General features: G+C 69.0%; 20 protein-coding genes. 8 read left to right on the top strand and 12 right to left on the bottom strand.

Annotation, left to right across the window (positions count from 1 at the left end):
• Positions 1-12: 12 nt before the first annotated feature.
• The 3 genes from MK177_07550 to MK177_07540 all read right to left on the bottom strand — a co-directional run bounded on the left by MK177_07550 (position 13) and on the right by MK177_07540 (position 2,846).
• Complete coding sequence (locus tag MK177_07550) at positions 13-1,254, bottom strand: SufS family cysteine desulfurase (protein MCH2427174.1); 1,242 nt, start codon at positions 1,252-1,254, stop codon at positions 13-15.
• Between the two features lie 13 nt (positions 1,255-1,267).
• Positions 1,268-2,074 carry a Fe-S cluster assembly ATPase SufC gene (gene sufC / locus MK177_07545; protein MCH2427173.1) on the bottom strand — a complete coding sequence of 269 codons (807 nt, stop codon included), beginning with the start codon at positions 2,072-2,074 and terminating at the stop codon, positions 1,268-1,270.
• Between the two features lie 79 nt (positions 2,075-2,153).
• Positions 2,154-2,846 carry an MBL fold metallo-hydrolase gene (locus MK177_07540; protein MCH2427172.1) on the bottom strand — a complete coding sequence of 231 codons (693 nt, stop codon included), beginning with the start codon at positions 2,844-2,846 and terminating at the stop codon, positions 2,154-2,156.
• Between the two features lie 193 nt (positions 2,847-3,039).
• Here MK177_07540 and MK177_07535 point away from each other — a divergent pair, with 193 nt between their 5' ends.
• From MK177_07535 to MK177_07525, 3 genes are all read left to right on the top strand, one after another.
• Entirely contained in the window at positions 3,040-4,155 is a 1,116-nt protein-coding gene (locus MK177_07535) for an acyl-CoA/acyl-ACP dehydrogenase (GenBank protein MCH2427171.1), read from the top strand.
• 108 nt (positions 4,156-4,263) lie between these two features.
• On the top strand, positions 4,264-4,752 hold the full coding sequence (locus tag MK177_07530) for a hypothetical protein (protein ID MCH2427170.1): 489 nt from the start codon (positions 4,264-4,266) through the stop codon (positions 4,750-4,752).
• 25 nt (positions 4,753-4,777) lie between these two features.
• Positions 4,778-5,728, top strand: coding sequence for a GDP-L-fucose synthase (locus MK177_07525; GenBank protein MCH2427169.1), 951 nt, complete (start codon positions 4,778-4,780; stop codon positions 5,726-5,728).
• 46 nt (positions 5,729-5,774) lie between these two features.
• Here MK177_07525 and MK177_07520 read toward each other — a convergent pair whose 3' ends face one another.
• Positions 5,775-6,410 (bottom strand): Fe-S cluster assembly protein HesB, encoded by a 636-nt coding sequence (locus MK177_07520; protein MCH2427168.1) that lies wholly within the window; start codon positions 6,408-6,410, stop codon positions 5,775-5,777.
• An 85-nt stretch (positions 6,411-6,495) separates the two neighbouring features.
• Positions 6,496-9,249, bottom strand: coding sequence for a pyruvate dehydrogenase (acetyl-transferring), homodimeric type (aceE, locus tag MK177_07515; GenBank protein MCH2427167.1), 2,754 nt, complete (start codon positions 9,247-9,249; stop codon positions 6,496-6,498).
• A gap of 85 nt (positions 9,250-9,334) precedes the next feature.
• On the opposite strand from aceE, the gene MK177_07510 reads away from it, so the two are divergent.
• Positions 9,335-9,835, top strand: coding sequence for a ribonuclease HI (locus MK177_07510; GenBank protein MCH2427166.1), 501 nt, complete (start codon positions 9,335-9,337; stop codon positions 9,833-9,835).
• 80 nt (positions 9,836-9,915) lie between these two features.
• Here MK177_07510 and MK177_07505 read toward each other — a convergent pair whose 3' ends face one another.
• On the bottom strand, positions 9,916-10,110 hold the full coding sequence (locus MK177_07505; GenBank protein MCH2427165.1) for a hypothetical protein: 195 nt from the start codon (positions 10,108-10,110) through the stop codon (positions 9,916-9,918).
• Between the two features lie 282 nt (positions 10,111-10,392).
• On the opposite strand from MK177_07505, the gene MK177_07500 reads away from it, so the two are divergent.
• The 3 genes from MK177_07500 to MK177_07490 all read left to right on the top strand — a co-directional run bounded on the left by MK177_07500 (position 10,393) and on the right by MK177_07490 (position 11,654).
• On the top strand, positions 10,393-10,710 hold the full coding sequence (locus MK177_07500) for a hypothetical protein (GenBank protein MCH2427164.1): 318 nt from the start codon (positions 10,393-10,395) through the stop codon (positions 10,708-10,710).
• 11 nt (positions 10,711-10,721) lie between these two features.
• Positions 10,722-10,925: a hypothetical protein gene (locus tag MK177_07495; protein ID MCH2427163.1), complete on the top strand. Its 204-nt coding sequence runs from the start codon at positions 10,722-10,724 to the stop codon at positions 10,923-10,925.
• 87 nt (positions 10,926-11,012) lie between these two features.
• A complete protein-coding gene (locus tag MK177_07490; GenBank protein ID MCH2427162.1) occupies positions 11,013-11,654 on the top strand; it encodes a dimethylsulfonioproprionate lyase family protein in 642 nt (213 codons plus the stop codon).
• Positions 11,655-12,165: 511 nt separating this feature from the next.
• Here MK177_07490 and MK177_07485 read toward each other — a convergent pair.
• The 5 genes from MK177_07485 to MK177_07465 form a co-directional block, all read right to left on the bottom strand.
• Entirely contained in the window at positions 12,166-14,442 is a 2,277-nt protein-coding gene (locus MK177_07485; GenBank protein ID MCH2427161.1) for an aconitate hydratase, read from the bottom strand.
• 188 nt (positions 14,443-14,630) lie between these two features.
• Positions 14,631-15,539 (bottom strand): 1-acyl-sn-glycerol-3-phosphate acyltransferase, encoded by a 909-nt coding sequence (locus tag MK177_07480; protein ID MCH2427160.1) that lies wholly within the window; start codon positions 15,537-15,539, stop codon positions 14,631-14,633.
• A 25-nt stretch (positions 15,540-15,564) separates the two neighbouring features.
• Positions 15,565-17,181 (bottom strand): nickel-dependent lactate racemase, encoded by a 1,617-nt coding sequence (locus MK177_07475; GenBank protein ID MCH2427159.1) that lies wholly within the window; start codon positions 17,179-17,181, stop codon positions 15,565-15,567.
• Positions 17,178-18,401, bottom strand: coding sequence for a zinc-binding dehydrogenase (locus MK177_07470; protein ID MCH2427158.1), 1,224 nt, complete (start codon positions 18,399-18,401; stop codon positions 17,178-17,180). The genes MK177_07475 and MK177_07470 overlap by 4 nt, the downstream gene beginning before the upstream one ends.
• Positions 18,398-20,725: an HAD-IB family phosphatase gene (locus tag MK177_07465; GenBank protein ID MCH2427157.1), complete on the bottom strand. Its 2,328-nt coding sequence runs from the start codon at positions 20,723-20,725 to the stop codon at positions 18,398-18,400. Before MK177_07465 ends, MK177_07470 begins: the two co-directional genes overlap by 4 nt.
• 66 nt (positions 20,726-20,791) lie before the next feature.
• Between MK177_07465 and MK177_07460 the strand changes: the two genes are divergently transcribed.
• Positions 20,792-21,400 (top strand): TetR/AcrR family transcriptional regulator, encoded by a 609-nt coding sequence (locus tag MK177_07460; GenBank protein MCH2427156.1) that lies wholly within the window; start codon positions 20,792-20,794, stop codon positions 21,398-21,400.
• An 11-nt stretch (positions 21,401-21,411) separates the two neighbouring features.
• On the opposite strand, the gene MK177_07455 is transcribed toward MK177_07460, so the two are convergent.
• Positions 21,412-22,254, bottom strand: an 843-nt coding sequence (locus MK177_07455; protein MCH2427155.1) for a D-alanine--D-alanine ligase, incomplete at its 5' end; no start/stop codon positions are given.

Raw genomic sequence — 22,254 nt, 5'->3', positions numbered from 1 at the left:
AGGGCTGAGAATCTAGAGGGCGAAGAAGTCGCCGGCGGCCGCCAGGCCATCGGCCAGGGCGTCCACGTCGGACTCGTCGTTGTACAGGTACAGAGAGGCGCGGGCCGTGGCGTTCACGCCCAGCACCTTCATGAGCGGCTTGGCGCAGTGGTGGCCGGCGCGGACGCACACGCCGTGCTGGTCCAGCACCTGGCTGAGATCGTGGGGGTGGATGTCCCGGTAGGCCAGCGACAGGGTTCCACCCCGGTCCTCGACCGTGTCGGGGCCGTGGATGGCCAACTCGTCGCCGAACCGCTCGGCCAGGGTCCGCAGGGCGTAGGAGGTGAGCTCCAGCTCGTGCTGGCGGACGGCGTCCATTCCCAGCGCCTCGAGGTAGTCGACAGCGGCGTGCAGTCCGACGATCTCGGCGATCGGCTGGGTACCGGCCTCGAACCTGGTGGGAACATCGGCCGGGGTGAAGCCGTCGAAGGTGACGTTCTGGATCATGGATCCACCGCCCAGGAACGGAGGCATGGCATCCAGCAGTTCGCGGCGGCCCCAGAGAACGCCGATGCCGGTCGGTCCGCACATCTTGTGTCCGGTGAAGGCCACGAAGTCGCAGCCCCACCCAGTTACGTCGGTCGGGAGGTGGGGCACCCACTGGCTGGCGTCCACCAGGCAGAGGGCGCCGACAGCATGGGCTGCGTCGGCGATCCGACGGACCGGGGGCAGGGTACCGAGCACGTTGGAGGCGGCCGACACCGCCACCATGCGCACGCCGTCGAGCAGGCGGTCGAGGTCCGTGAGGTCCAGACGGCCGTCGTCGTCCAGGGGGATCCAGCGGATCTCCACGCCCCGCTCGGCGGCCAGCTGCTGCCACGGGACGATGTTGGCGTGGTGTTCCAGTGCCGTGAGCAGGACAACGTCACTCTCGGCGAGGTTGGTCCGGCCCCATGAGTGCGCCACCAGGTTGATGGCCTCGGTGGCGTTCTTGGTGAAGACGATTTCGGCGGCCGATGGGGCGCCCACGAAGTGGGCCAGGGCGGCTCGCGAGTCCTCTACGGCCATGGTCGACTGCTCGGCGATCTGGTAGGCGCCCCGGTGGATGTTGGCGTTGATCTCCTCGTAGTACCGGTCCATGGCGTCCAGCACACGGCGGGGCTTCTGGGAGGTGGCTCCGGAGTCCAGGTACACGATGGGGTGCCCGTGGACCTCCCGGGAGAGGAGGGGAAAGTCGGCCTTGACGGCGGTTGCGTCGAGGGTGGCGGTGCGCATGACGAAGACTGATTCAGTCCGTTGCATTCGGCCCGGTGGCCCGGAATGCCTCGTAGCCGTCGCGCTCGAGCCGTGCGGCGATCTCCGGGCCGCCCCGCTCGACGACTCGACCGTCCATGAGGATGTGGACCACGTCGGGCCGCAGGTGGTCCAGCAGTCGCTGGTAGTGGGTGATGGCCAGAATGCCCAGGTTGGCGCGGTCGCGTCGCACCTCTGCGACTCCTTCGGCCACCACCCGGAGGGCATCGATGTCGAGGCCCGAGTCGGTCTCGTCCAGGATGGCCATCTCAGGCTCGAGGATGGCCATCTGGAGGATCTCGTTGCGCTTCTTCTCGCCGCCCGAGAAGCCCTCGTTGACATGGCGGTCGGCGAACGACGGGTCCATGCCGAGGCGGTCCATCCAGTCCATGATCGACAGCCGGAGTTCCAGGACCGACATGTCGATGCCCTTTCGGGCCGAGAGGGACTGGCGCAGGAAGTTGATGACCGACACGCCGGCGATCTCCAGCGGGTACTGGAACGCCAGGAAGATGCCGGCCTTGCCGCGCACGTCGGGTGGCCATTCGGTGATCTCGTCGCCACGGAACCGGATCGAACCGCCGGTGACGAGGTATTCGGGGCTGCCCAGCAGGACCGAGGCCAGGGTCGACTTCCCGGAACCGTTGGGACCCATCAGGGCGTGGACCTCGCCGGGGTGTACCACCAGGTCGACCCCGTGGAGTATCCCGATGCCGTCGGTCGTCGATGCGTGGAGATCCCGTACCTCGAACAGGGGCGTTCCCTCGGTAGGTATCGCGTCGAAAACTGTCGCGTCGGACATGGTACGAGTCTAGGGAGATGTCCGGATTACCACTATGGAGATAGGGGTAATCCCGGCCGCCCCTCAGACGAGCCGGTTGTCACCAGCCCCGGGCCACCCACTCGTCCAAGCTGGGACGTTCGGCGCCGATCGTGGTGTCCAGCCCGTGTCCGGGCATCACGATGGTGCCGGGGTCGATCCGGGCGAAGAGCCGCCTGTCGATGGACTCGATAATCGCGGCAAAGTCTCCGCCGTCGAAGGTGGTGGCGCCTGGTCCACCTGGGAAAAGGGTGTCGCCGGAGAAGAGCACCGGCGAGTCCTCCAGGCTGAAGCAGATGGACCCCGGCGTATGGCCGGGCGTGCAGATGGTGTGGAGCCGTAGGCGCCCGACCTGGATGACCGACTCGTCCTCCAGGATGTCGTCGTAGGAGGGGAGCATCGCAGCGTCATCGGCCGTGACGGCGACCCGGTAGCCGGCCTCGCGCACCGCCGGGACGGCCTGGATGTGGTCGAAGTGTCCGTGGGTCTCGAGTACCGATCGGACGTCGAGGGCGCGGCACAGCTCAAGGAGCTTGTCGTGCTCGTTGGCGGCGTCGATCAGCACGGACTCGCCTGTCTGGCGACAACGCAGCACGAACACGTTGTTCTCGTAGTCGCCCACCACGATGCGGTGGATCTCCGCCCTCTCGTCGCACCAGTGGAGGGCCGCCCCCTCGACGCCCGGTCGGGGGTGGTCGTGATGGTGGCACGGGCCGGCGTGGGGTGAGGTCGGGCTGACGGGCAGGTCGCTCATCCGGCCATCATGGTGCCCAAGCACCGACGTACACCAGCATTCCTGAGGGTGCGACAGGTTGTGACGGGTGGCCGGCACGCCCGATGTCGCCGCACCAGCGATCGACTGGTAGAACCATGCCGTCGGGCCGGCTCTCGCAGCCGCCGAATCAGTCGGGATCACCAGTCGAGATCAGACAAGTGGGAGTGCGCACATGAACTTCGCCTTCAGCGAGGAACAGGAGCAGCTGCGGGAGTTCGTCCGACAGTTCCTCGAGAACTACTCGGCGGAGTCCACCGTCCGCGAGCTGATGGAGACCGAGAGCGGCTACGACGCCGCCACCTGGTCGATGATGGCCGAACAGCTGGGCCTCCAGAGCCTGATCATCCCCGAGGAGTACGGCGGGCAGGGGTTCGGCTACGTGGAGCTCATCGTGGTCCTGGAGGAGATGGGCCGCTCCCTGCTGTGCGCACCCTTCTTCTCCACCGTGGTGTTGGCCGCCAACACGCTCATCCACTCGGGAGACGACGCTGCGAAGGCCGACCTGCTGCCCGGGATCGCGTCGGGCGAGACCATAGCCACGCTGGCGTTCACCGAGGAGAGCGGACGCTGGGACGAGGCCGGCATCACCATGGAGGCCACCGCCGACGGTGACGGATGGTCGCTGTCCGGCACCAAGATGTACGTGCTGGACGGCCACATCGCCGACCTGGTGCTGGTGGCCGCCCACACGGCCAACGGCGTGTCGTTGTTCCGGGTGGACGGCGATGCCGCAGGCCTGACCAGGACCGCCCTGGCCACCATGGACATGACCCGCAAGCAGGCCCGCCTGGAGTTCGACGGCGTGGCGGCCACCCTGGTCGGCGCGGAGGGCGGCGGCTGGGACGTCCTGGAGCGCGTGCTGGACCTGGCCGCGGTGGCACTGGCCGCCGAGCAGGTCGGCGGTGCGCAGATCTGTCTGGACACAGCCGTGCAGTACGCCAAGGACCGTGTGCAGTTCGGCCGGCCGATCGGCAGCTTCCAGGCCATCAAGCACAAGTGCGCCGACATGCTGCTCGAGGTCGAGTCGGCGAAGTCAGCCGCCTACTACGCCGGCTGGTGCGCCGCCGAGTTGAACGACGAGCTGCCGTCGGTGGCGTCGCTGGCCAAGGCGTACTGCTCCGAGGCCTACTTCCACACCACCGCGGAGAACATCCAGATCCACGGTGGTATCGGCTTCACCTGGGAGCACTCCGCCCACCTGTACTTCAAGCGGGCCAAGAGTTCCGAGCTGCTGTTCGGCGACCCGACCTACCATCGGGAGCTGCTGGCCCAGCGCATCGGGATCTGAGCCGGGCACTGGCCTGCCCGCGCCCTGAGACCTTGAAGGCGGGGTCGTTCCGGGGCGCCGCGCCGGTTCTTCCTACCGGGCACCTCCGCCCACTGGCATGATCATCCCGTGATCTGGCTGTTCCTGGCGCTCGGCACCGTCCTGGTGGCCGGCATAGCCATGTACGCGGTGGGATCGGCCGTGGGCCGCCTGGAGGCCTCGGCCCTGCCGGCCGTGCTGGAGGTGGACGACGCCGTCGACTGGATAGCCGACCGGCTTCCCGATGAGGCGGCAGGCCAGTTGAGCCGCGACGACGTGGTCGACGTGGTCGGCTGGTACCTGGAGTCGTTCGCAGAGGTCGGGTTGGCCGCCAGCCATGGTCAGGAACTCGGCGATGGAGCGTTGTCCGACGACGCCGGCGATGCCGAGGGGCGTGTTGTGGCCCCGTTGGACGACGCCCTGGACCACGTGGTGGCCCGGGGACTGGAGCGACGCGACCCGCTGAATGCCGTGGCGGTGGCAATGGTGGCCGACCTGCTCGGGACCTACCTGGCTGCGATGGGCGCAATTAGCGGCCCGGTTGGTGGGCCAACCGATCCGACGGCCCCACGGGCCTAGCCAGCCGCAGGGCTAGCGTCGCGACATGCTCGACCGACAGGCCCCGGTCTTCGTGGCCGGCCACCGTGGCCTCGTCGGCTCTGCCATCGTCAGCCGTCTCGAGGCCGACGGGTTCACCGACCTTCGGACCGTCGGGCGCGAGGCCCTGGACCTTCGGCACCAGTCGGCTGTGGACGCCTGGTTCGACGACCAGCGACCACGCTACGTGTTCCTGGTGGCCGGCACGGTCGGCGGGATCCAGGCCAACACCACCCGTCCCGCGGAGTTCCTCTACGACAACCTCATGATCCACGGGACCGTGGTGCAGGCCGCACACCGGGTCGGGGTCGACAAGTTGCTGTACCTGGGGAGTTCCTGCATCTACCCGAGGCTGGCCGAACAGCCGATCACCGAGGATGCGCTGCTCAGCGGGCCACTCGAGCCGACCAACGAGGGCTATGCCCTGGCGAAGATCGCCGGTATCAAGCTCTGCGAGACCTACCGGTGCCAGTACGGGGACGACTTCATCTCGGCGATGCCCACCAACCTCTACGGGCCTGGAGACAACTTCGACCTGGAGGGTGGCCACGTCCTACCAAGCCTGATCCGTCGGTTCCACGAGGCCCGCGAGGCCGGCGATGCCACGGTTGGCGTCTGGGGGACAGGCGACGCCCGGCGTGAGTTCCTGCACGTGGACGACCTGGCCGATGCATGCCTGTTCCTGATGGACAACTACTCGGCGGCCGGGCACGTCAACGTTGGGACCGGTGTGGACCTGACCATCCGGGAACTGGCCGAAGCGGTGCGCGACCTCGTGCACCCCGGCGCCGAACTGGCCTTCGACACCTCGAAGCCGGACGGCATGCCCCGCAAGGTACTCGACGTGTCACGCCTCGCCGATCTGGGTTGGACGGCGTCGACGGGGTTGGCCGAGGGCCTGGCCGCCACCTACGAGTGGTTCGTGGAGGCCGTCGAACGGGGAGAACTTCGGCTTTAGGAGCCTGCCCCTGCCGGTAGGTATTCCTGCCTGCCCCTGCTGGTGGCTATTCCTGCTTGCCCCTGCCTGCGGCCTTCTGGGCCTTCTTCCAGGCGCGCACGGCTGCCAGTGCCTCGGGACCGTCTATGTCAGCCACCGACCGGGGCGCGTCGTCCGCGAACGGGCCGGCCGCCGCCTCCCAGCCGTCGGGGGCCACTCCCATCCGCTTGGCAAGGATGGCCACGAAGATCATCGTCTTCTCGGCGCCGTAGCCGGGTAGTGCCCGGAGCCGTAGGGCGAGGTCTGCGCCGTCGGCGGCTCCCCGCCAGAGGTCGGCGGCGTCTCCACCGTGGTGGTCGACGACGTGCTGGCAGAGCCCCTGGATCCGGGCGGCCATCGAGCCGGGGAACCGGTGGATGGCCGGCTTGGTGCGGCACGCCTCCCCGAAGGCCTCGGGGTCCATGGCTGCGATCGCAGCAGCGTCGAGGGACACGTCGAGGGACCCCAGCCGCTGGACCAGGGTGGCCGGCCCCCGGAAGGCCCACTCCATGGGCACCTGCTGGTCCAGCAGCATGCCGACCAGTAGGGCCAGGGGGTCGGTGTTCAGGAGCCGGTCGGCGCTGGCGTCGCCCGTGATGGCCAGCGTGCCGGTGGTGGAGCCCGTGGAAGATCCCGAGGTGGAGCCGGAGGAGGACTGTGTCATGGCCGGAACCTACCGCTGGCAACCCGGGGCTCGGGATAACGGTGTGTACGTTCTGGGACAGCGTGTCTATTCGGAGACGGCGTGTTCATTCGGGCGAGTGGGCCCGTCCGACGCTGTGTCCTGGTACGGGCACGGTGTCGTGGCGACCCGGATCGGCGATGCCCACGTCCAGGCCGTGGTGTGCGATCGCCTCGGCCACCACCAATGCGTCGATGGTGCCCTCCTGGGCCAGGGCGTGGAGCACGGCTACGACCACGTGGCCGGTGTCGACCTCGAAGAACCGTCGCAGGGCCTCGCGAGTGTCGCTGCGCCCGAAGCCGTCGGTTCCCAACGTGTGGTACGGACGGGGGATCCACCGGGCCACCTGACCGGGTAGCAGCTTCTGGAAGTCGGTGACCGCCACCACAGGGCCCTCGCCCCCCGAGAGCAGCCTGGTGACCAGGGGAACCTCGGCCGGGTCCGTCGGGTGCAGCCGGTTGCGTCGCTCCACGGCGAGGGCCTCCTCCCGGAGGCGCTTGTACGAGGTGGCGCTCCACAGGTCGACCCCCACGCCCCAGCGGTCGGCCAGCTCGTCGGCCGCCTCCCGGGCCGCACCCTGGGCCGAACCTGAGAACACGAGCGTGGCCGTCACGGGGCGATCCGGGGCGTCGGCCCACTGGTAGAACCCCCGGACCACGTCGGCGTCGGTGACGTGGTCCGGTCTGGGCGGCATCTCGTATGCCTCGTTGTAGAGGGTGACGTAGTAGAAGACGTCCTCGTCGTCGTGGGGGTCGTCGTGGCCGTACATGCGCTGCAGGCCGTCGTCGATGATCGCCCCGAGTTCGTATGCGAAGGCCGGATCGAACGCCTGGCAGGCCGGCACGGTGGCAGCCAGCAGCAGACTGTGGCCGTCCTGGTGCTGGAGGCCCTCGCCGGCCAACGTGGTCCGGCCGGCCGTGGCGCCCAGCAGGAATCCCCGGGCCCGGGAGTCGGCCGCCGACCAGATGGAGTCGCCCACCCGCTGGAAGCCGAACATGGAGTAGAAGGTGAAGAACGGCACCATGGGCACGCCGAGGTTGGCGTAGCTGGTTCCGGCGGCGATGAAGCTGGACATCGAGCCGCACTCGGTGATGCCCTCCTCGATGAGCTGGCCGTCGGCGCTCTCCGTGTACGACAGCAGGAGCTCGTGGTCGACCGGCTCGTAGAGCTGGCCGAACGGGGCGTAGATCCCGAACTCCCGGAAGAGCGAGTCCATGCCGAACGTCCGAGCCTCGTCGGGGACGATGGGTACCACCCGGGGACCGAAGGCCTTGTCGCGCATGAGGTCGCGGAGCAGGTTGGTCATGGCCATGGTGGTGGACACGGCCCGACCCTCGGAGCCCTTGGCCAGGCTGGCGAAGACCGACGGGTCGGGCAGGGTGATCGGCCGCCGGTTCCGAATTCGCCGCTTGGGGATGGACCCCCCCAGGGCCAGTCGCCGCTGGACCATGTACTCGTGTTCTGCGCTGTCCTCGTCGGGTCGGTAGTAGGGGGCCCTGTCGCCCTCCAGGGCCGATTCGGGGATCTCATCGACCAGGTGGAGCCGCTCCCGGAGAGCCAGCAGCTCGTCCTTGGTCATCTTCTTGATCTGGTGGGTGGCGTTCCGTGCCTCGAAGCCCTCGCCCAGCGTCCAGCCCTTGATGGTCTTGGCCAGGATCACCGTGGGGGCCTCGTTCTCCTCGGTGGCGTTGCGGTACGCGGCGTAGATCTTCTGGTAGTCGTGGCCGCCCCGCGGCAGATCGGCCAACTGCTGATCCGAGAGGTGCTCGACCATGGCCCGCAGGCGGGGATCCGGTCCGAAGAAGTGCTCCCGGATGTAGTCGCCACCCTCCACGGCCAGGCGCTGGTACTCGCCGTCGACCGTGGTGTTGAACTTGTTGAGCAGGATGCCGTCCACGTCCTTGTGGATGAGCTCGTCCCATTCGGATCCCCAGATCACCTTCAGGACGTTCCAGCCCGCACCCCGGAACACGCCCTCCAGCTCCTGGATTATCTGGCCGTTGCCCCGGACCGGACCGTCCAGACGCTGCAGGTTGCAGTTGACGATCCAGATCAGGTTGCCGAGGCCCGAGCGGCCCGCCAGGGAGATGGCGCCCAGGGTCTCCGGCTCGTCGCACTCGCCGTCGCCCAGGAAGCAGAACACCCGGCTTCCCGACGTCTCGTCGATCCGGCGGCTCTCCAGGTAGTTGTTGAACCGGGCGTGGTAGATGGAGTTGATGGGGCCGAGGCCCATCGACACGGTGGGGAACTCCCAGAAGTCGGGCATGAGCCGGGGGTGCGGGTAGCTGGAGAGCCCCTCGCCGCCGATCTCCATGCGGAAGCCGTTCAGGTGCTGCTCGGTGAGGCGGCGCTCCAGGAAGGCCCGGGCGTAGACGCCGGGGGCGGCGTGACCCTGGAAGTAGACGTGGTCACCGGGCCGACCGTCGTCCTTTCCCCGGAAGAACCAGTTGAAACCCACCTCGTAGAGGGCGGCCGACGAGGCGAAGGTGGACAGGTGTCCGCCGATGCCGTCGGCCGCCTTGTTGGCGTTGATCACCATCGCGGCGGCGTTCCAGCGGATGAACGCCCGGATGCGGCGCTCGATGAACTCATCGCCCGGGAACCACGGCTGGTCCTCGGTGGCGATGGTGTTGACGTAGGGGGTCCACGTGGGCGGGGCGTTGCCCACGTTCAGCTCGCCTGCCCGCTCCAGGAGCTTGGCCAGCATGTACCGGGCCCGCCTTCGGCCCGACTTGTCGACCATGGCGTCGAAGGAGTCGATCCACTCCTTCGTCTCGGCCGGATCGGCGTCCGGGAGCTGGTGGGTGAATCCGTCTATCACGGTCGGATCCTACGAGGACCGTGGAGAATGGCGCGGGCTCCCGATTCCACCAATCAGGCCGGTGGCCGCCGTAGGGTCGCCGACCATGCCCGGTGGTGGCGCAGGGCGCCTCTTCGACCCCCCCGACGATGACGTGGCGACCCCGGTGGGGGATCCGCTGGTCGTCTACACGGACGGGGCGTGTTCGGGGAATCCCGGTCCGGGTGGCTGGGCGTGGGTGGTGCCCGACGGTCCGTTCGCCGCCGGATTCGACCTGAGGACCACCAACCAGCGAATGGAGCTGACGGCCACTCTGGAGGCCATCCGCGCCTTCGACGGGCCACTGCTGGTCGTGAGCGACTCAACCTACGTGGTGCACTGCTTCCGGGACGGTTGGTGGGAGAAGTGGATCCGGAAGGGCTGGGTCAACTCCAAGCGGGAGCCGGTGGCCAACCGCGACCTGTGGGAGCCCCTCGTCGAGTCCGTGCGGTCCCGGGGGGACGTGGATTTCCGGTGGGTGAAGGGTCACTCGGGCGACAGGTGGAACGACGAGGCCGACAGGTTGGCGGTGGAGGCCGCGACCCGTCAGGTGGAAGTCTCAGGCTGAGCGGGACCCGAGCGGTCAGACCGGTTCACTTGGCCAGTTCACACCGGCTGGTTCACCACCGCAGGATTTTGGAACCAGTCTCAGGCCAGCAGGTTCAACCACTTGACGATGGCGGCCTGCGGCGTGCCGGGCAGGTCGTCGGGGTCGCCGACTGCCAGGAAACGACCGTCGCGGACGGCCACGGCTGCAGCCGTGGCCCGCGCCGAGTCGAGGGTGTGGACGGCACGAGCGGAGTAGACGGTTGTCCCTGACGAGTCTTGGGTGGGATGGGACACGGGTCGGAGTGTAGGCGGCAGTACGAATTCGTATCACTGCTGGCGCAACTTCCTGCGCCGGTGACGTCGGGGGCGTATGGTCGCCGGTACCGAGGAGAGGAGGTGGTCCAGATCAGCAGCAGTAGATATGGGACTTCGGAGGTGGGCGGCCGCTGAGCGGCGCTGGACCACCCGGCGATACCACGCCGATCCACCCCCGGGACCCGACCGTCGGCACTAGTCCCTGCCGTCACAACCGGTCGATCCGGGAATCCAGATGAGTTGCAAGACGAGATTCGAGACGTGAGGGCGCGCCCGTCCGGGCGCGCCCTCCGTCGTGTCCTGCCCGTGGGGCTGCTCACCATGTTGGCAAGCCCGGTCCTCATCGTCTGGGAGGTATATGCGCTCCTGCTGATGGGCCTGGTTGCCCTCGTATGGCCGGCGTGGCGGGCACGGTCGACTGACGTGCGCTGGGGGATGCTCCTCGGCGTCCTGCCGTACCTGGCCCTCTTGCTGGTTCAGGTCGTCTTCTTCGGGTTCGGCGACAGCCCCACCTCGGGGACCGAGTCACCGTCCTTGGCCATCCGGGCTCCCACCTCTGCGGTCGTATCGTCGGGCTAGCCTCCGCGGTCATGGATCGACCGTCGTCCTTCGCCCACCACCGCTTCATCGGTGACAAGCGCACCCAGCAGGTCTACGACCTGGACGAGGTTGCCGATGAGGAGACCTTGGCCATCGTGCTGGACGAACTGATGTCCAGCGAGCGTTTCCTGTGCTTCGGACCGGACACGTTCGCCGAGGCCCGCAACCGCGGCTACAGGCTGCGGGCGGTCTGACGAGTACCCGCTTCCGGCGCTCAGGAACCCGGTGGATTCTTCTGCCCCTCGTCGGACCGTGGCCCACGGGGTGGGCCGCCGGTGCCGATGAGCGCTGACCTGCGTCGCGATCTGGTCGCCGCCCTTGCCGACTTCTATGTCGGACATCCGGATGCCCAGCGGTTTTCGATGCTGGGCACGGTCGGGAGCTTGCTGGTCGCCGCCCTGGAGGCGGACGAGGTGGTGGAGCCCGATCCGGTGGCCCTACCGGTGGCCCGGCTGCTGGCCGGGTGTGAGTCTGCGATCGACGTCGGAAGCGCCGTTCCGGGCGTCGGAGCGGTGCTGCGGGCGTTCACGGCGGCGGCGCCGATCCTGCACTGGGTCCAGACCGCCGAGTACGCGGCGACGCTGTCGCAGCACTTCCTGGACAACTACGGATACGTCCGGGTGATCGGATCCGGTGGACTGGTCGAGTCCGACGTGGCCAGCGCGGGGCTGGGCGTGTGGGGAGCCGGCCTGCACTACCCCCGGCACGAGCACCCGGCTGAGGAGACGTACCACGTGTTGTCGGGCTCGGTCTCGTTCCAGAGGGGCGTTGGCCCGTGGGTGGAAAGGGCGGTCGGCGAGTCGGTGCACCACGCTCCGTGGGAGCACCACGCCCAGAGGTTCGGCGACACGACCTGTGTCCTGTCGTGGGCATGGACCGGCGACGTAGCCGTCAGCGCACGCCTGGTGCCCGTCGACGGTTGAGGCCGCTTCCGGGGGTACCCGTGTCTCCCTACATGAGGTTCCGAGGCCCTGGAGCATCGCACGTGGGTCTATTCCAGAAGCGGGTGGAGTAGTGGTACACGTCGGGTTGGTAACCGTTCGCTAGTGGGTGATCTGAACTCGTGGCGGCCGTCGGGGGCTCTGGTGATCTGCCAGTTGCCTTCGTGGACCACGTGGTGGTGCGTCGAGCACAACAGGACGAGGTTGGCGAGGTCTGTGGGGTCGCCCGGACCAATGGCGGACGTGGTGGGCGTCGCACCATGACGGTGGTTGGGTGCATCCGGGGAAGGTGCAGCCGCGGTCTCGGATGGTGAGGGCGTTTCGTAGTGCGGTGGAGATGGTGCGGGTGCGACGGCCGATGTCCAGCACTTCGCCGTTCGTGGCGAGGACGACGGGGATGATGCCGGCGTCGCATGCGAGGCGGCGGATGGTGGCCGGTGCCAGTGCTACGCCGTCTGCTGTGGCGCACGGGCGCCCCGGTGGCTGGGAACCGTCAGGACCCGGTGCGCTGGCGGATCAGGTTCAGGGCACTGCCCGCCCTGAACCACTCGATCTGGTCGGCCGAGTACGTGTGGTTCGTGGTGATGCTGGTCGTGGAACCGTCCGGTGAGGTGACGACGACCTCGACCTGCTCGTCGGGAGCCAGGTCGGCCAGTCCGACCACCGAGATGTGGTCCTCGGGACCGATCAGGTCGTAGTCGTCCCGGTCGGCGAACGTGAGGGGCAGCAGGCCCTGCTTCTTGAGGTTGGTCTCGTGGATCCGGGCGAACGAGCGGGCAATGACCGCTCGGGCTCCCCGGAACCGGGGCTCCATGGCGGCGTGCTCACGTGACGATCCCTCGCCCATGTTCTCGTCGCCTATGGCGACCCACCCGATGCCTGCCTCGTGGTAGCGGCGGGCGATATCCGGGTATGGCCGCGTCCCGCCGTCGGTGACGTCCAGGCCGGTGCCGACCTCGCCGGTGAAGGCGTTCACGGCTCCCATGTAGACGTTGCCCGAGATGTTCTCGAGGTGGCCCCGGTACTTCAGCCACGGTCCGGCCATCGAGATGTGGTCGGTGGTGCACTTGCCCCGGGCCTTGACGAGCACCGCCAGGCCGGTGATGTCCTCGCCGTCCCATGCCGGGAACGGGGTCAGGACCTGCAGGCGGTCGCTGGTCGGCGACACGACCACCTCGACGGTGATGCCGTCGGCCGGCGGCGACTGGAAGGTCTCCTCACCTGGATCGAATCCGGCGGCCGGAAGTTCCTCGCCGTCACCGACGCTCAGGCAGACCTCCTCGCCGGCGTCGTTGGTGAGCGTGTCGTTCGCCGGGTCGAAGTCGAGGCGGCCGGCGATGGTCAGGGCCATCACCGTCTCGGGAGAGGTGACGAACGCGTGCGTGGTGGCATACCCGTCGTTGCGCTTGGGGAAGTTCCGGTTGTAGCTAGTGACGATGGAGTTGGGAACGCCGTCCTCCATGTCCTGGCGGTCCCACTGGCCGATGCAGGGCCCGCAGGCGTTGGCCAGCACCTTGGCACCGATGGCCTCGAAGTCGGCCAGCAGGCCGTCGCGCTCGATGGTGGCCCGGACCTGTTCGGAGCCGGGAGTGACGAGCAGCGGGGCCCTTGCCGTCAGGCCCTTGGCCAGGGCGTCACGCGCGATGCTGGCCGCCCGGGTGATGTCCTCGTAGGAGGAGTTGGTGCACGACCCGATGAGGCCGGCGCTGACCTCCATGGGCCAGCCCTCGCGCTCAGCCTCGGCGCCCAGGTCGGCCACCGGGCGGGACAGGTCGGGGGTGTGGGGGCCGTTGATGTGCGGCGACAGGGTGGTCAGGTCGAGCTCGATGACCTGGTCGAAGAATGCTCCGGGATCGGCCTCGACCTCGTCGTCGGCCCGGAGGTGGTGGGCCACGGCGTCCGCCGCGTCGGCCACGGCCTCGCGGCCTGTGGACTTCAGGTAGCGGGCCACAGCGTCGTCGTAGGCGAACAGCGAGGTGGTTGCGCCGATCTCGGCGCCCATGTTGCAGATGGTGCCCTTGCCTGTGGCCGAGAGGCTGCGGGCACCGGGACCGAAGTATTCCACGATGGCACCCGTGCCGCCGTTGACGGTGAGGATGTCGGCGACCTTCAGGATGACGTCTTTGGGGGCGGCCCAGCCGTTCAACTCGCCGGTCAGGTGGACGCCGATGAGCCTGGGCCAGCGCACGTTCCACGGGAAGCCGGCCATCACGTCGACGGCGTCGGCGCCACCCACGCCGATGGCCACCATGGCGAGGCCTCCGGCGTTCGGGGTGTGGCTGTCGGTGCCGATCATCATCCCGCCGGGGAAGGCGTACTGCTCGAGCACCACCTGGTGGATGATCCCGGAGCCGGGCTTCCAGAAGCCCGCGCCGTAGCGGGCGCAGACCGAGGCCAGGAAGTCGTAGACCTCGCGGTTGCCCTCGACGGCTGTGAGCAGGTCCGTCCTGCCGTCGTCGCGGGCCTGGATGAGGTGGTCGCAGTGGGTGGTGGTCGGAACCCGGACCTGGTCGAGGCCGGCGGTCATGAACTGAAGCCAGGCCATCTGGGCTGTGGCGTCCTGCATCGCCACCCGGTCGGGACGCAGGTCGACGTATGAGACGCCGCGCTCCAGAGCGGCGCCCTCGGGGTCATCGAGGTGGTTGACGAGGATCTTCTCGGCCAGCGTGAGGGGTCGATCAATGCGGCGGCGGCCGATCTCGAAGCGCTCGTCCAGAGAGGCGTAGACGCCCCGAATCAGCTCGATGGGGGTGGAGGCGGCGACGGTCATGGGGAACTCGCTTGTCTCGTTCGCTGGTCAGAATCGCTGGTCAGAATCGTGGGATCCGACGGGAACGGGAACGGCTCTGGCCACGCTTCCATCGATGTTCCGGATGCTACCGGCGGGGTGCCCGGCGCTGAACGGGATGGCAGCCGAAGGACTGAAGAAGTTCGGCTCGACGGTGGTGGGCCGGAAGCTCAGAGTTCGGGCCACCGGCGACGACGCCGCCGCGACCGCCGGTCGCGGTCGCCCAGGGCCCATGCCCGACGCCAGGCGCCCACGTCCGGACCGGTCAGGCCGGGTGAGGTGCCGGCGTGGGCCCGTCGCCTGGCCTGCCACCAGTCGGACGTGGCCTCGTCTCCGAGGGCGGCCACGGCAGACTGGAGTCGGACGGCGAAGGCGCGGGCGTTCTCGCCCTCCGTGGGAACGAGCGGGTTGCCGAACGTGACGGTCGTACGCGACGGACGTGGCAGTGTCCGACCCTTCCGGAGGATCCGCCCGGTGCCCTGCAGGTGGATGGGCACGACGGGTACGTTGCACCGGATGGCCAGGAAGGCTGCTCCTCCCCTGAACTCCTGGCCCCATCCGTCGGGGCTCCGACCACCCTCCGGGTAGAGCAGCATGCTCCAGCCGTCGTCGATGAGGTCGCGGGCCATGTCGGCTGACCGACGGCCCACGCGGGTGCGCTCGATGGGCACCGCTCCGATGGCCAGTGCTGATACGGCTCCGCTGAATCGGTTCCCGAAGAAGTAATCGGCGGCCGCTCCCACGAGGGTCCGGTGGCGCCACGGGTCGGGGATGGACGTGAGCAGCAGGGGCGTGTCGGCGTGGCTGTGGTGGTTGGCCACGAAGACGACCGGTCCGTCCAGGTCGTCCAGGCGGTCCAGGCCGCGGCGGTCAGGCGAGGCGACCGCCGACATGACCGGGCGCATGACGCCCTCCACGAGGGCGGCCCGGGCCAGTCGTGCCGGATAGCGGCGGGCCCAGTCGGTGTCGTAGTCGGCGCCGAGTCGGCGCGCCGGTGGTGCAGGGGTGATGCCGTTCGGTACCGGTGCGGCACGCCACGGAAAGCCGAGCCTTGCGACCATGGCCCGGGTCTTCGCCACCCGGAGGCCCACCTGCCCCATCAGGTCAGGTGACGTCGGCCATGAAGATGGGCGGGTTCTTGAGGTGCGTGATCGTGGGCTGTGGACCGACCACGTCAGACGCCATCTCGAGGGCGTCCTGCAGGGTGGAAGCCGGCTGGAACCCCATGCGGCGCACTGCCGCCGGATCGCCACCCACGATGACCACCCGGCCGAGGTGCTCGAGGGCGTGGGTGCCCCAGTACCACATGTAGAACGGGTGGACGCCGTGGTAGGCGTACGAGTTCCGGTACAGGTGGATGTACCACTCGTCCTCGGCGAACTGCTTCTCGTATTTCCGTTCGATTTCGGCCGGATCGGTGGTGTCGGCCAGGACCTGCTCGAAGAAGTCGATGTAGCTGGGGTGGTGGACCGGGTGGAACTCCCACGGTGTGGGATGGCTCATGATGAGCACGCCACCCTCCCTGACCAGCGGCCGACCCCGGTAGAGGTTGAAGAAGTAGCCGAGCCCCAGGCACATGACCAGGATCGGGTTCATGATCGAGTTGACGTTGTAGGGACAGATGTACGGCAGGCCCATGGTCAGGACGTCGGTCTGGCCTTCGACCGCGACGAGCTGCTGCCTGTAGACGTTGGCCGTCGTGACCTCGTGGACAGCCTCGACCTCGCCCGCCTGGACCGACGTCAGGGCGTACGGCGCCTGCCAGCCGGAGAAAGCACGGCGCTTGGCCCCGTTGGGCATGAGGTCAAGGCCGGCCTTCATGGCCAGGAACTGCATGCGGTCCCGGGCCGACCACTCCCACTCACGCTTCTGGAGTAGGGCGAGCGGGCCCTGGCGTCCGAACGTGTCGTTGTTGACCGTGGTCTCGATCTGGAAGATCTTTACGCCGGCATCCCGGAGGACCTTGCCCATCCGCCAGTTCGATGCGTGCAGGGCCGAGTTCTCCTGGTCCATGAATGAGCGGGAGTTGGACATCGTGTGGACGTTGTGGTGGTGCCGGAGGCCGGTGTAGCCGGCCAGGCCGGTGGCGGTGCTCTTGTGGCCTCCGTCCATGGCCACCAGGTTGATGTTGACGTATACCAACAGGTCGCTCTCGGCGGCCCGCCGGCTGAACTGCACGTCCTCGCCGTGGGGCGTCTCGCCCAGCACCACCATGCCGTCCGGGTCCTCGGCATCGTGGTTGTAGAGGCGACCGTCGGGGGCGAAGGCGTCGTACACCCGGTCGCCGACGGCGTGCCGGAGTTCGTCGGAGGTCATGCGCCGGTGGATGGCCAGGGCGGCGATGAGGTGGACGTCGTCCACCCCGGCCTCGGCGGCCACGTCCAGCACCGCCTCGATGACCCGCTGGCGGATGTCCGGGCGGCGCATCGGCGGGAGTGGGAGGGAGATGTCGTCGAAGGCGATCGTGAGCTTCATCCCGGAGTGCAGCAGGGCGCGGAGCGGCTCGGAGTCGCCGAGCGGGTTGGCAAGGGCGTGGCGGATGGCGCCGTCGGGGTCGGCCAGGCCCTCCAGGGGTTCGGCCGGGTAGATGACCCGGGACCGCCCGGGCGGAAGCTTCTCCAGGCGGAAGCCCTCGCCGTGGTGGAACACGATGGGCGGGCTGTTCCGGTCGACGTCGAGGACGAAGCCGGGCCGGGGGGCGAGGTGGCGTCCGTTGCTCACAGGTCGTTGCGCTCCTTCTCATCGCGGAGGTCGAAGGCGATCTTCACGGCACCCCGTCGGCCGGCAGCCGCAGCGTGTTCGAGGGCGTCGCGGTAGCGGGTCAGCGGGTAGGTGGCGGTCACCAGCCGACCCAGGTCGGCGTCGCGTACCAGGTCGGTGGCCAGGTCGAAGGTGCGGCTCTCTGCGCCGTCGGCGAGGGTCTCGGTGCCGTAGGTGTAGGCGCCGACCAGCTCCACCTCGCGGTGCCACAGCGGTGTCAGCTCCAGGGTGACCTCGGCCGGCATGCCGACGAGCACGATTCGGCCCCGTGGCCTGACCACTGCCAGGGCGTCGGAGAGGCTGGCCGAGGAGCCGACGCAGTCCACGACCACGTCGGCGCCCCCGGTGAGGCGGTCCACCACGCCATCCCGGGGCCCGCCGACGGTCGGTGCCCCGATGGCCCGGCTGCCGGTGGCACGTCTGACCGCCCGCCTGACCTCGTCGGGGGCGATCACCAGGTCGGCGCCCAGGAGGCCCGCCATGCGCCGCTGCTCGGGATAGCGGGCGGTGGCGATGATGGTGCGGGGAGCGGTATGTGCGCGCAGGGCGGCCAGGGTGACCTGTCCGAGCGTCCCAGCGCCGAGGACGACTACTACGCCACCGTTGGGTACATGGGCCGCTAGGGCCGCGTGGACACCGCAGGCCGTGGGTTCGACCATGACAGCCGCAGCGTCGTCCATGTCGACGGAAACGGCGTGCAGCTGGGACCGATGGGCCGTGAAGGCCGTGGCCCAGCCTCCGCCCGTGTCGTGGCAGGAGCCGGTCTGGATGCCGGGCTCCAGGTCCCCGAAGGAGGTGTGCTCGCAGTTGCCCAGCCGACCGTCGGCACAGGACTGGCAGGCCGGATGGAGGTTCCTGCTCACGCAGCCCAACACCGGCTCCAGGACCACCCGGGTGCCGTCGTCCAGGTCGCCGACCACCTCGTGGCCCGGAACGAACGGGAAGGAGACCAGGGGTTCGAAGTAGCGGGCCGACCTACCGTCCACGGTTGCCAGGTCCGAGCCGCAGATTCCCGAGAGCCGGGGGCGGACGCGTACCCAGTCGGGGCCGGGAGCGGTGGGGGGATCCATGTCGACCAGGCTGAGGGGCCCGGCCGAGGCACCGCGACCGGGGACGAACCCGCCGGCCAGCCGGGCGGCTGCGTAGCGGGGGAGGTTGCGTCGGAACTGCAGGGCCTTCATCGGGCGGCGCTCCTCGCAGGGGCCAGCGGCAGGAGGCTGCGTCGCATGCCGGGTGACTTGCGGAAGTCCTCTACCAGCCAGCCGCGCTTGCGGGCGATGCTGGCGAGTCGGGTCTCCGGGTTGACCGCCACCGGGAAGCCGACCGCTTCCAGCATGGGCAGGTCGCTGGCAGAGTCGGCGTAGGCCACCGACTCCCGCAGGTCCATGTCGTGGGCCGCGGCATGGTCCACGAGTGCCTGGTAGCGGGCCTCGCCGGTGGGTGGCACGGCGGTCATGCGACCGTCGTAGGTGCCGTCGACCACGCCCAGTTTGGCCGACACGATGTCGTCGAACAGGGGGCGGAAGGGCTCGACGACGAAGTCGAGGGCTCCTGTGATGAGGACGGTCCGGTGGCCGAGAGCCCTGTGCTGGCGGACCCGACGGATGCCCGCCGGAAACGACTTGGCCAGGATCAACTCGCTGAACTGCTCGACGGAGTCCGCGGCGATCTGGTCGACCGGAGCGCCCTCGTAGCGACGGTAGAAGTGGCGGAGGAAGTCGCTGCGGTCCTTCTTGTCGAGCGAGAGCAGGGTCGGGGCCTCGGCCACCAGGCCGGCCACGAAGCGGGCTCGGTCGCGTCCGCGGAGGTGGCGACTTCCCAGCCAGGCGTAGGAGGCGACGACGTTGGATGCGATGAGTGTGTTCTCGAGGTCGAAGGCGACGAGGTGCCTTTCGGGCGCCAGGACCTGCCGGCGGAGGCGGGCCGACCGGCTCTCGCCACCCCGGGCCGGGGGCTTCATCGGGACCCGGCCGGCCTTCACGACCGACGGCAGGTGGATGTCGGGTACGTAGCGGTTCCAGTCGATGATCCGGGGGTCGAAGCAGAAGGTGGCCCGATCGGCGTCGTCCAGCGAGTCCCACAGGCCGAGCAGGTTGTCTAGCCCGTAGATGGCCTCGCATTCGGCGTAGGCGCCGTACAGGTCCACGTAGCCCTCGGCCCGGCGGATCAGGTCGCGCTGTTCCTCCAGGCGCGCCCCCACCTCGGCCTGTCGGCCCCGGACAGGCAGCACCTCGAACACCTTCTGCGCCCGGTCCAGTGTCGTGGCCGCCCTCTCCAACTGCTTCTTGACCCGACCGCGGCCCGGGAAGGACCACTCGGGGACCGCGATGGGCTGGCCCAAGTCGTCGTAGATGGGGTGCTCGGTGAACCACTCCCGCACCATGTCCACCAGGTGCCCGTAGCGCAGCGGGTTAACGCTGCCCGAAGCCACCTGCACGATGTCGGTGCCGTCGTCGGGGCCGAGGGGTCCGCGGGCGGCTACGGCGCAGATGGCGGCCACCACGAAGTCGACGGGCATCACGTCGACCGTGCCCTCGGGGACGCCGGGGAACTCCTTCAGCAGGCCCCGGGCGTACGAGATGATGACGGGCTCGGCCATGCGGAAGCCCCGAATCCAACCGGGGTAGGGCTCCGAGTGCGCCGATTCGATGATGGCGGGCCTCACGACGCTGACGGGCACGTCGCCGGCGCTCTCGGCGACGGCTATCTCTCCGAGCGCCTTGGTGTAGGCGTAGGCGTCGGGGAAGCCCAGGGAGGTGGCACGGGCAACCCCGGCCTCCCCCATCCGGTCGTCGACCCAGCGGGAGCGGAGTTGTTCGGTCTTGGCGGCAAGGCTGGGGGTGCCGGCGGCGCCCAACTCGCCGTGTGCCTCGCTCCGGAAGCCCTGGAGGCGTTCCGGGGTCCGGCTCTCCGTCTCGGTGTCGAGGCGGATCCGGCGGGCTGCATCCACCTCGGTTCGCCAGTCCACGCCGACGAAGAACGTCGAGGCGTCGACCGGTTCCTCGGGGGCGCTTCCACGTCGGCTCCCGGCCACGTAGCAGGTGGAGACGGCCACCAGGTGGGGGGCGACGCCCAGGTCCGCCAGGGTCTCGACGACCCTGACCGGGCCAAGCAGGTTGACCTCGACGGCTTGGTCCAGGGGCGAGTCGAAGCTCACAACCGCCGCCGAGTGGATGACGATGTCGCAGGATGCCAGGTCGGCGCGTCCGTCTGCGTCCAGTCCGAGGCCGTCGGTGGTCACGTCGCCGGCCACAGCGGTCACCCGACGTGCCAGCATCTCGGCGAAGCCATCGGCTCCCAGGTCGGCTCTCAGGTTGTCGAAGGCGTCGTTGCGGAAGATGTCCCGTTCGACGCGGCGGGTGGCTCCACGGCGGCCCGGACGGACGATCAGGAGCAGCTCGCAGCCCGGGGCCGAGCGCAGCAGGCGTTCGACGAGGGCGGTGCCCAGAAATCCGGTGCTGCCGGTGACTGCGATGCGGCGCCCGGCCAGGTTCTGGGGTATCACGCCCATAATTCTACCAGATGGTCAGGCTCCTTACCAGATGGTAGAATTATGGACTACGGTGGTCGGGTGGCGTCGAGCGAGGCCCGCGGGGGCACCAAGGGACGGGTGCTGGACGCCGCCCTAGCCTCCTTCGGCACGGCCGGCTACGACGGCACCTCGCTGGACGACCTGGCGGCCGGGCTGGGCATACGCAAGCAGACGATCCTGTACCACTTCGTATCAAAGCGCGGCCTGCTCAACGCCGTGGTGGACCGCTGCGCCGAACACCTCACCGGGGCGCTGGACCAGGTGCTGGTCGGAGGCCAGAAGGACTGGGAGCGGGTGGATGCCCTGGTGAGGGCCGTGTTCCGGGTGGCGCTCGAACAACCGGTCCTGCTCGGGTTGCTGCGCGAGGTGAGCCGTCCCAACTCGCCCGGGGCCCAACGCCTGCGAGGCCACCTGGAACCGCTGATGGCCCGGGCCCGGTTGTGGATCGAGGCGGAGATGGCCGCCGGCCGGATGCGGCGGACAGACGCCCAGCTGCTGCTGCTGAGCGCGTACTCCACGGTGGTCGGGGTGGCCACCGAGATCGAGGTGCTCCGGGTGGCCGGTGTGGGCCCGACTCTGCGGCCCGTCGTACAACGTCGGAGCGAGCTGCTGCGGTTCCTGAGGGCGTCCCTGGACCCGGTGGCCTGAGGCGGGTCCGGTTAGCGGCCGGTGTTGCGCCGCCGGCGGGTGTGGCGCTCGACGGCCAGGTCGACCAGCCGGTCGATGAGTCCTCCGTACGACAGACCGGCCTTCAGCCAGAGCCGCGGGTACATCGAGATCGAGGTGAAGCCGGGGATCGTGTTGATCTCGTTCAGGAGCATGCGGCCGTCGTCGGCGAGGAAGAAGTCGACCCGGGCCATGCCCGAGCACCGCAGGGCGACGAAGGCCCTGGCGGCGAGTTCCTGGAAGCCGACCACGGTCGCCGGTTCCAGGTCGGGATCGTCGATGAGCTCGGCGGCGTCGGTTTCGTACTTGTCCACGTAGCTGTAGAAGGTGTCGCCCGGCCTGATCTCGCCGGGCCCCGAGACCTGCGGGGTCCTGCCGCCGAGCACGGCGAACTCGATCTCCCGACCCGCCACCGCCTCCTCGACGAGGATCCACTCGTCGTAGGTGGCGGCAGTGGCCAGGGAGGTATCCAGCGAGGCCGGGTCGAATGCCCGCGATACCCCGACCGAGGAGCCCATGTTGGCCGGTTTCACGAACACTGTGGGGCCGAGGTCCATGAGCAGGCCCTTCAGCAGTGCCCGGCGGCCGTCCGACCCGGGTTCGCCGAGGCGGTCGACATGGAGTCCCCGGTACCGGACCTGGGGAATCCCGTGGTGGGCCAGGATCTCCTTGGCGGCCAACTTGTCCATGGCCAGCGCCGAGCCCAGCACGCCGCTCCCGACGTCCGGCACGTCGGCCAACTCGAGCAGGCCCTGCAGGGTGCCGTCCTCGCCGAGCGGGCCATGGATGAGGGGGAACACGGCGACCGGCCCGGCGGCGGCCATCCCGGCCAGGCT

This window comes from Acidimicrobiales bacterium (assembly GCA_022452145.1).
Classification (GTDB): domain Bacteria; phylum Actinomycetota; class Acidimicrobiia; order Acidimicrobiales; family MedAcidi-G1; genus UBA9410.
The sequence above is the reverse complement of the archived record's forward strand: the minus strand, read 5'-3'. Positions and strand labels throughout refer to the sequence as shown.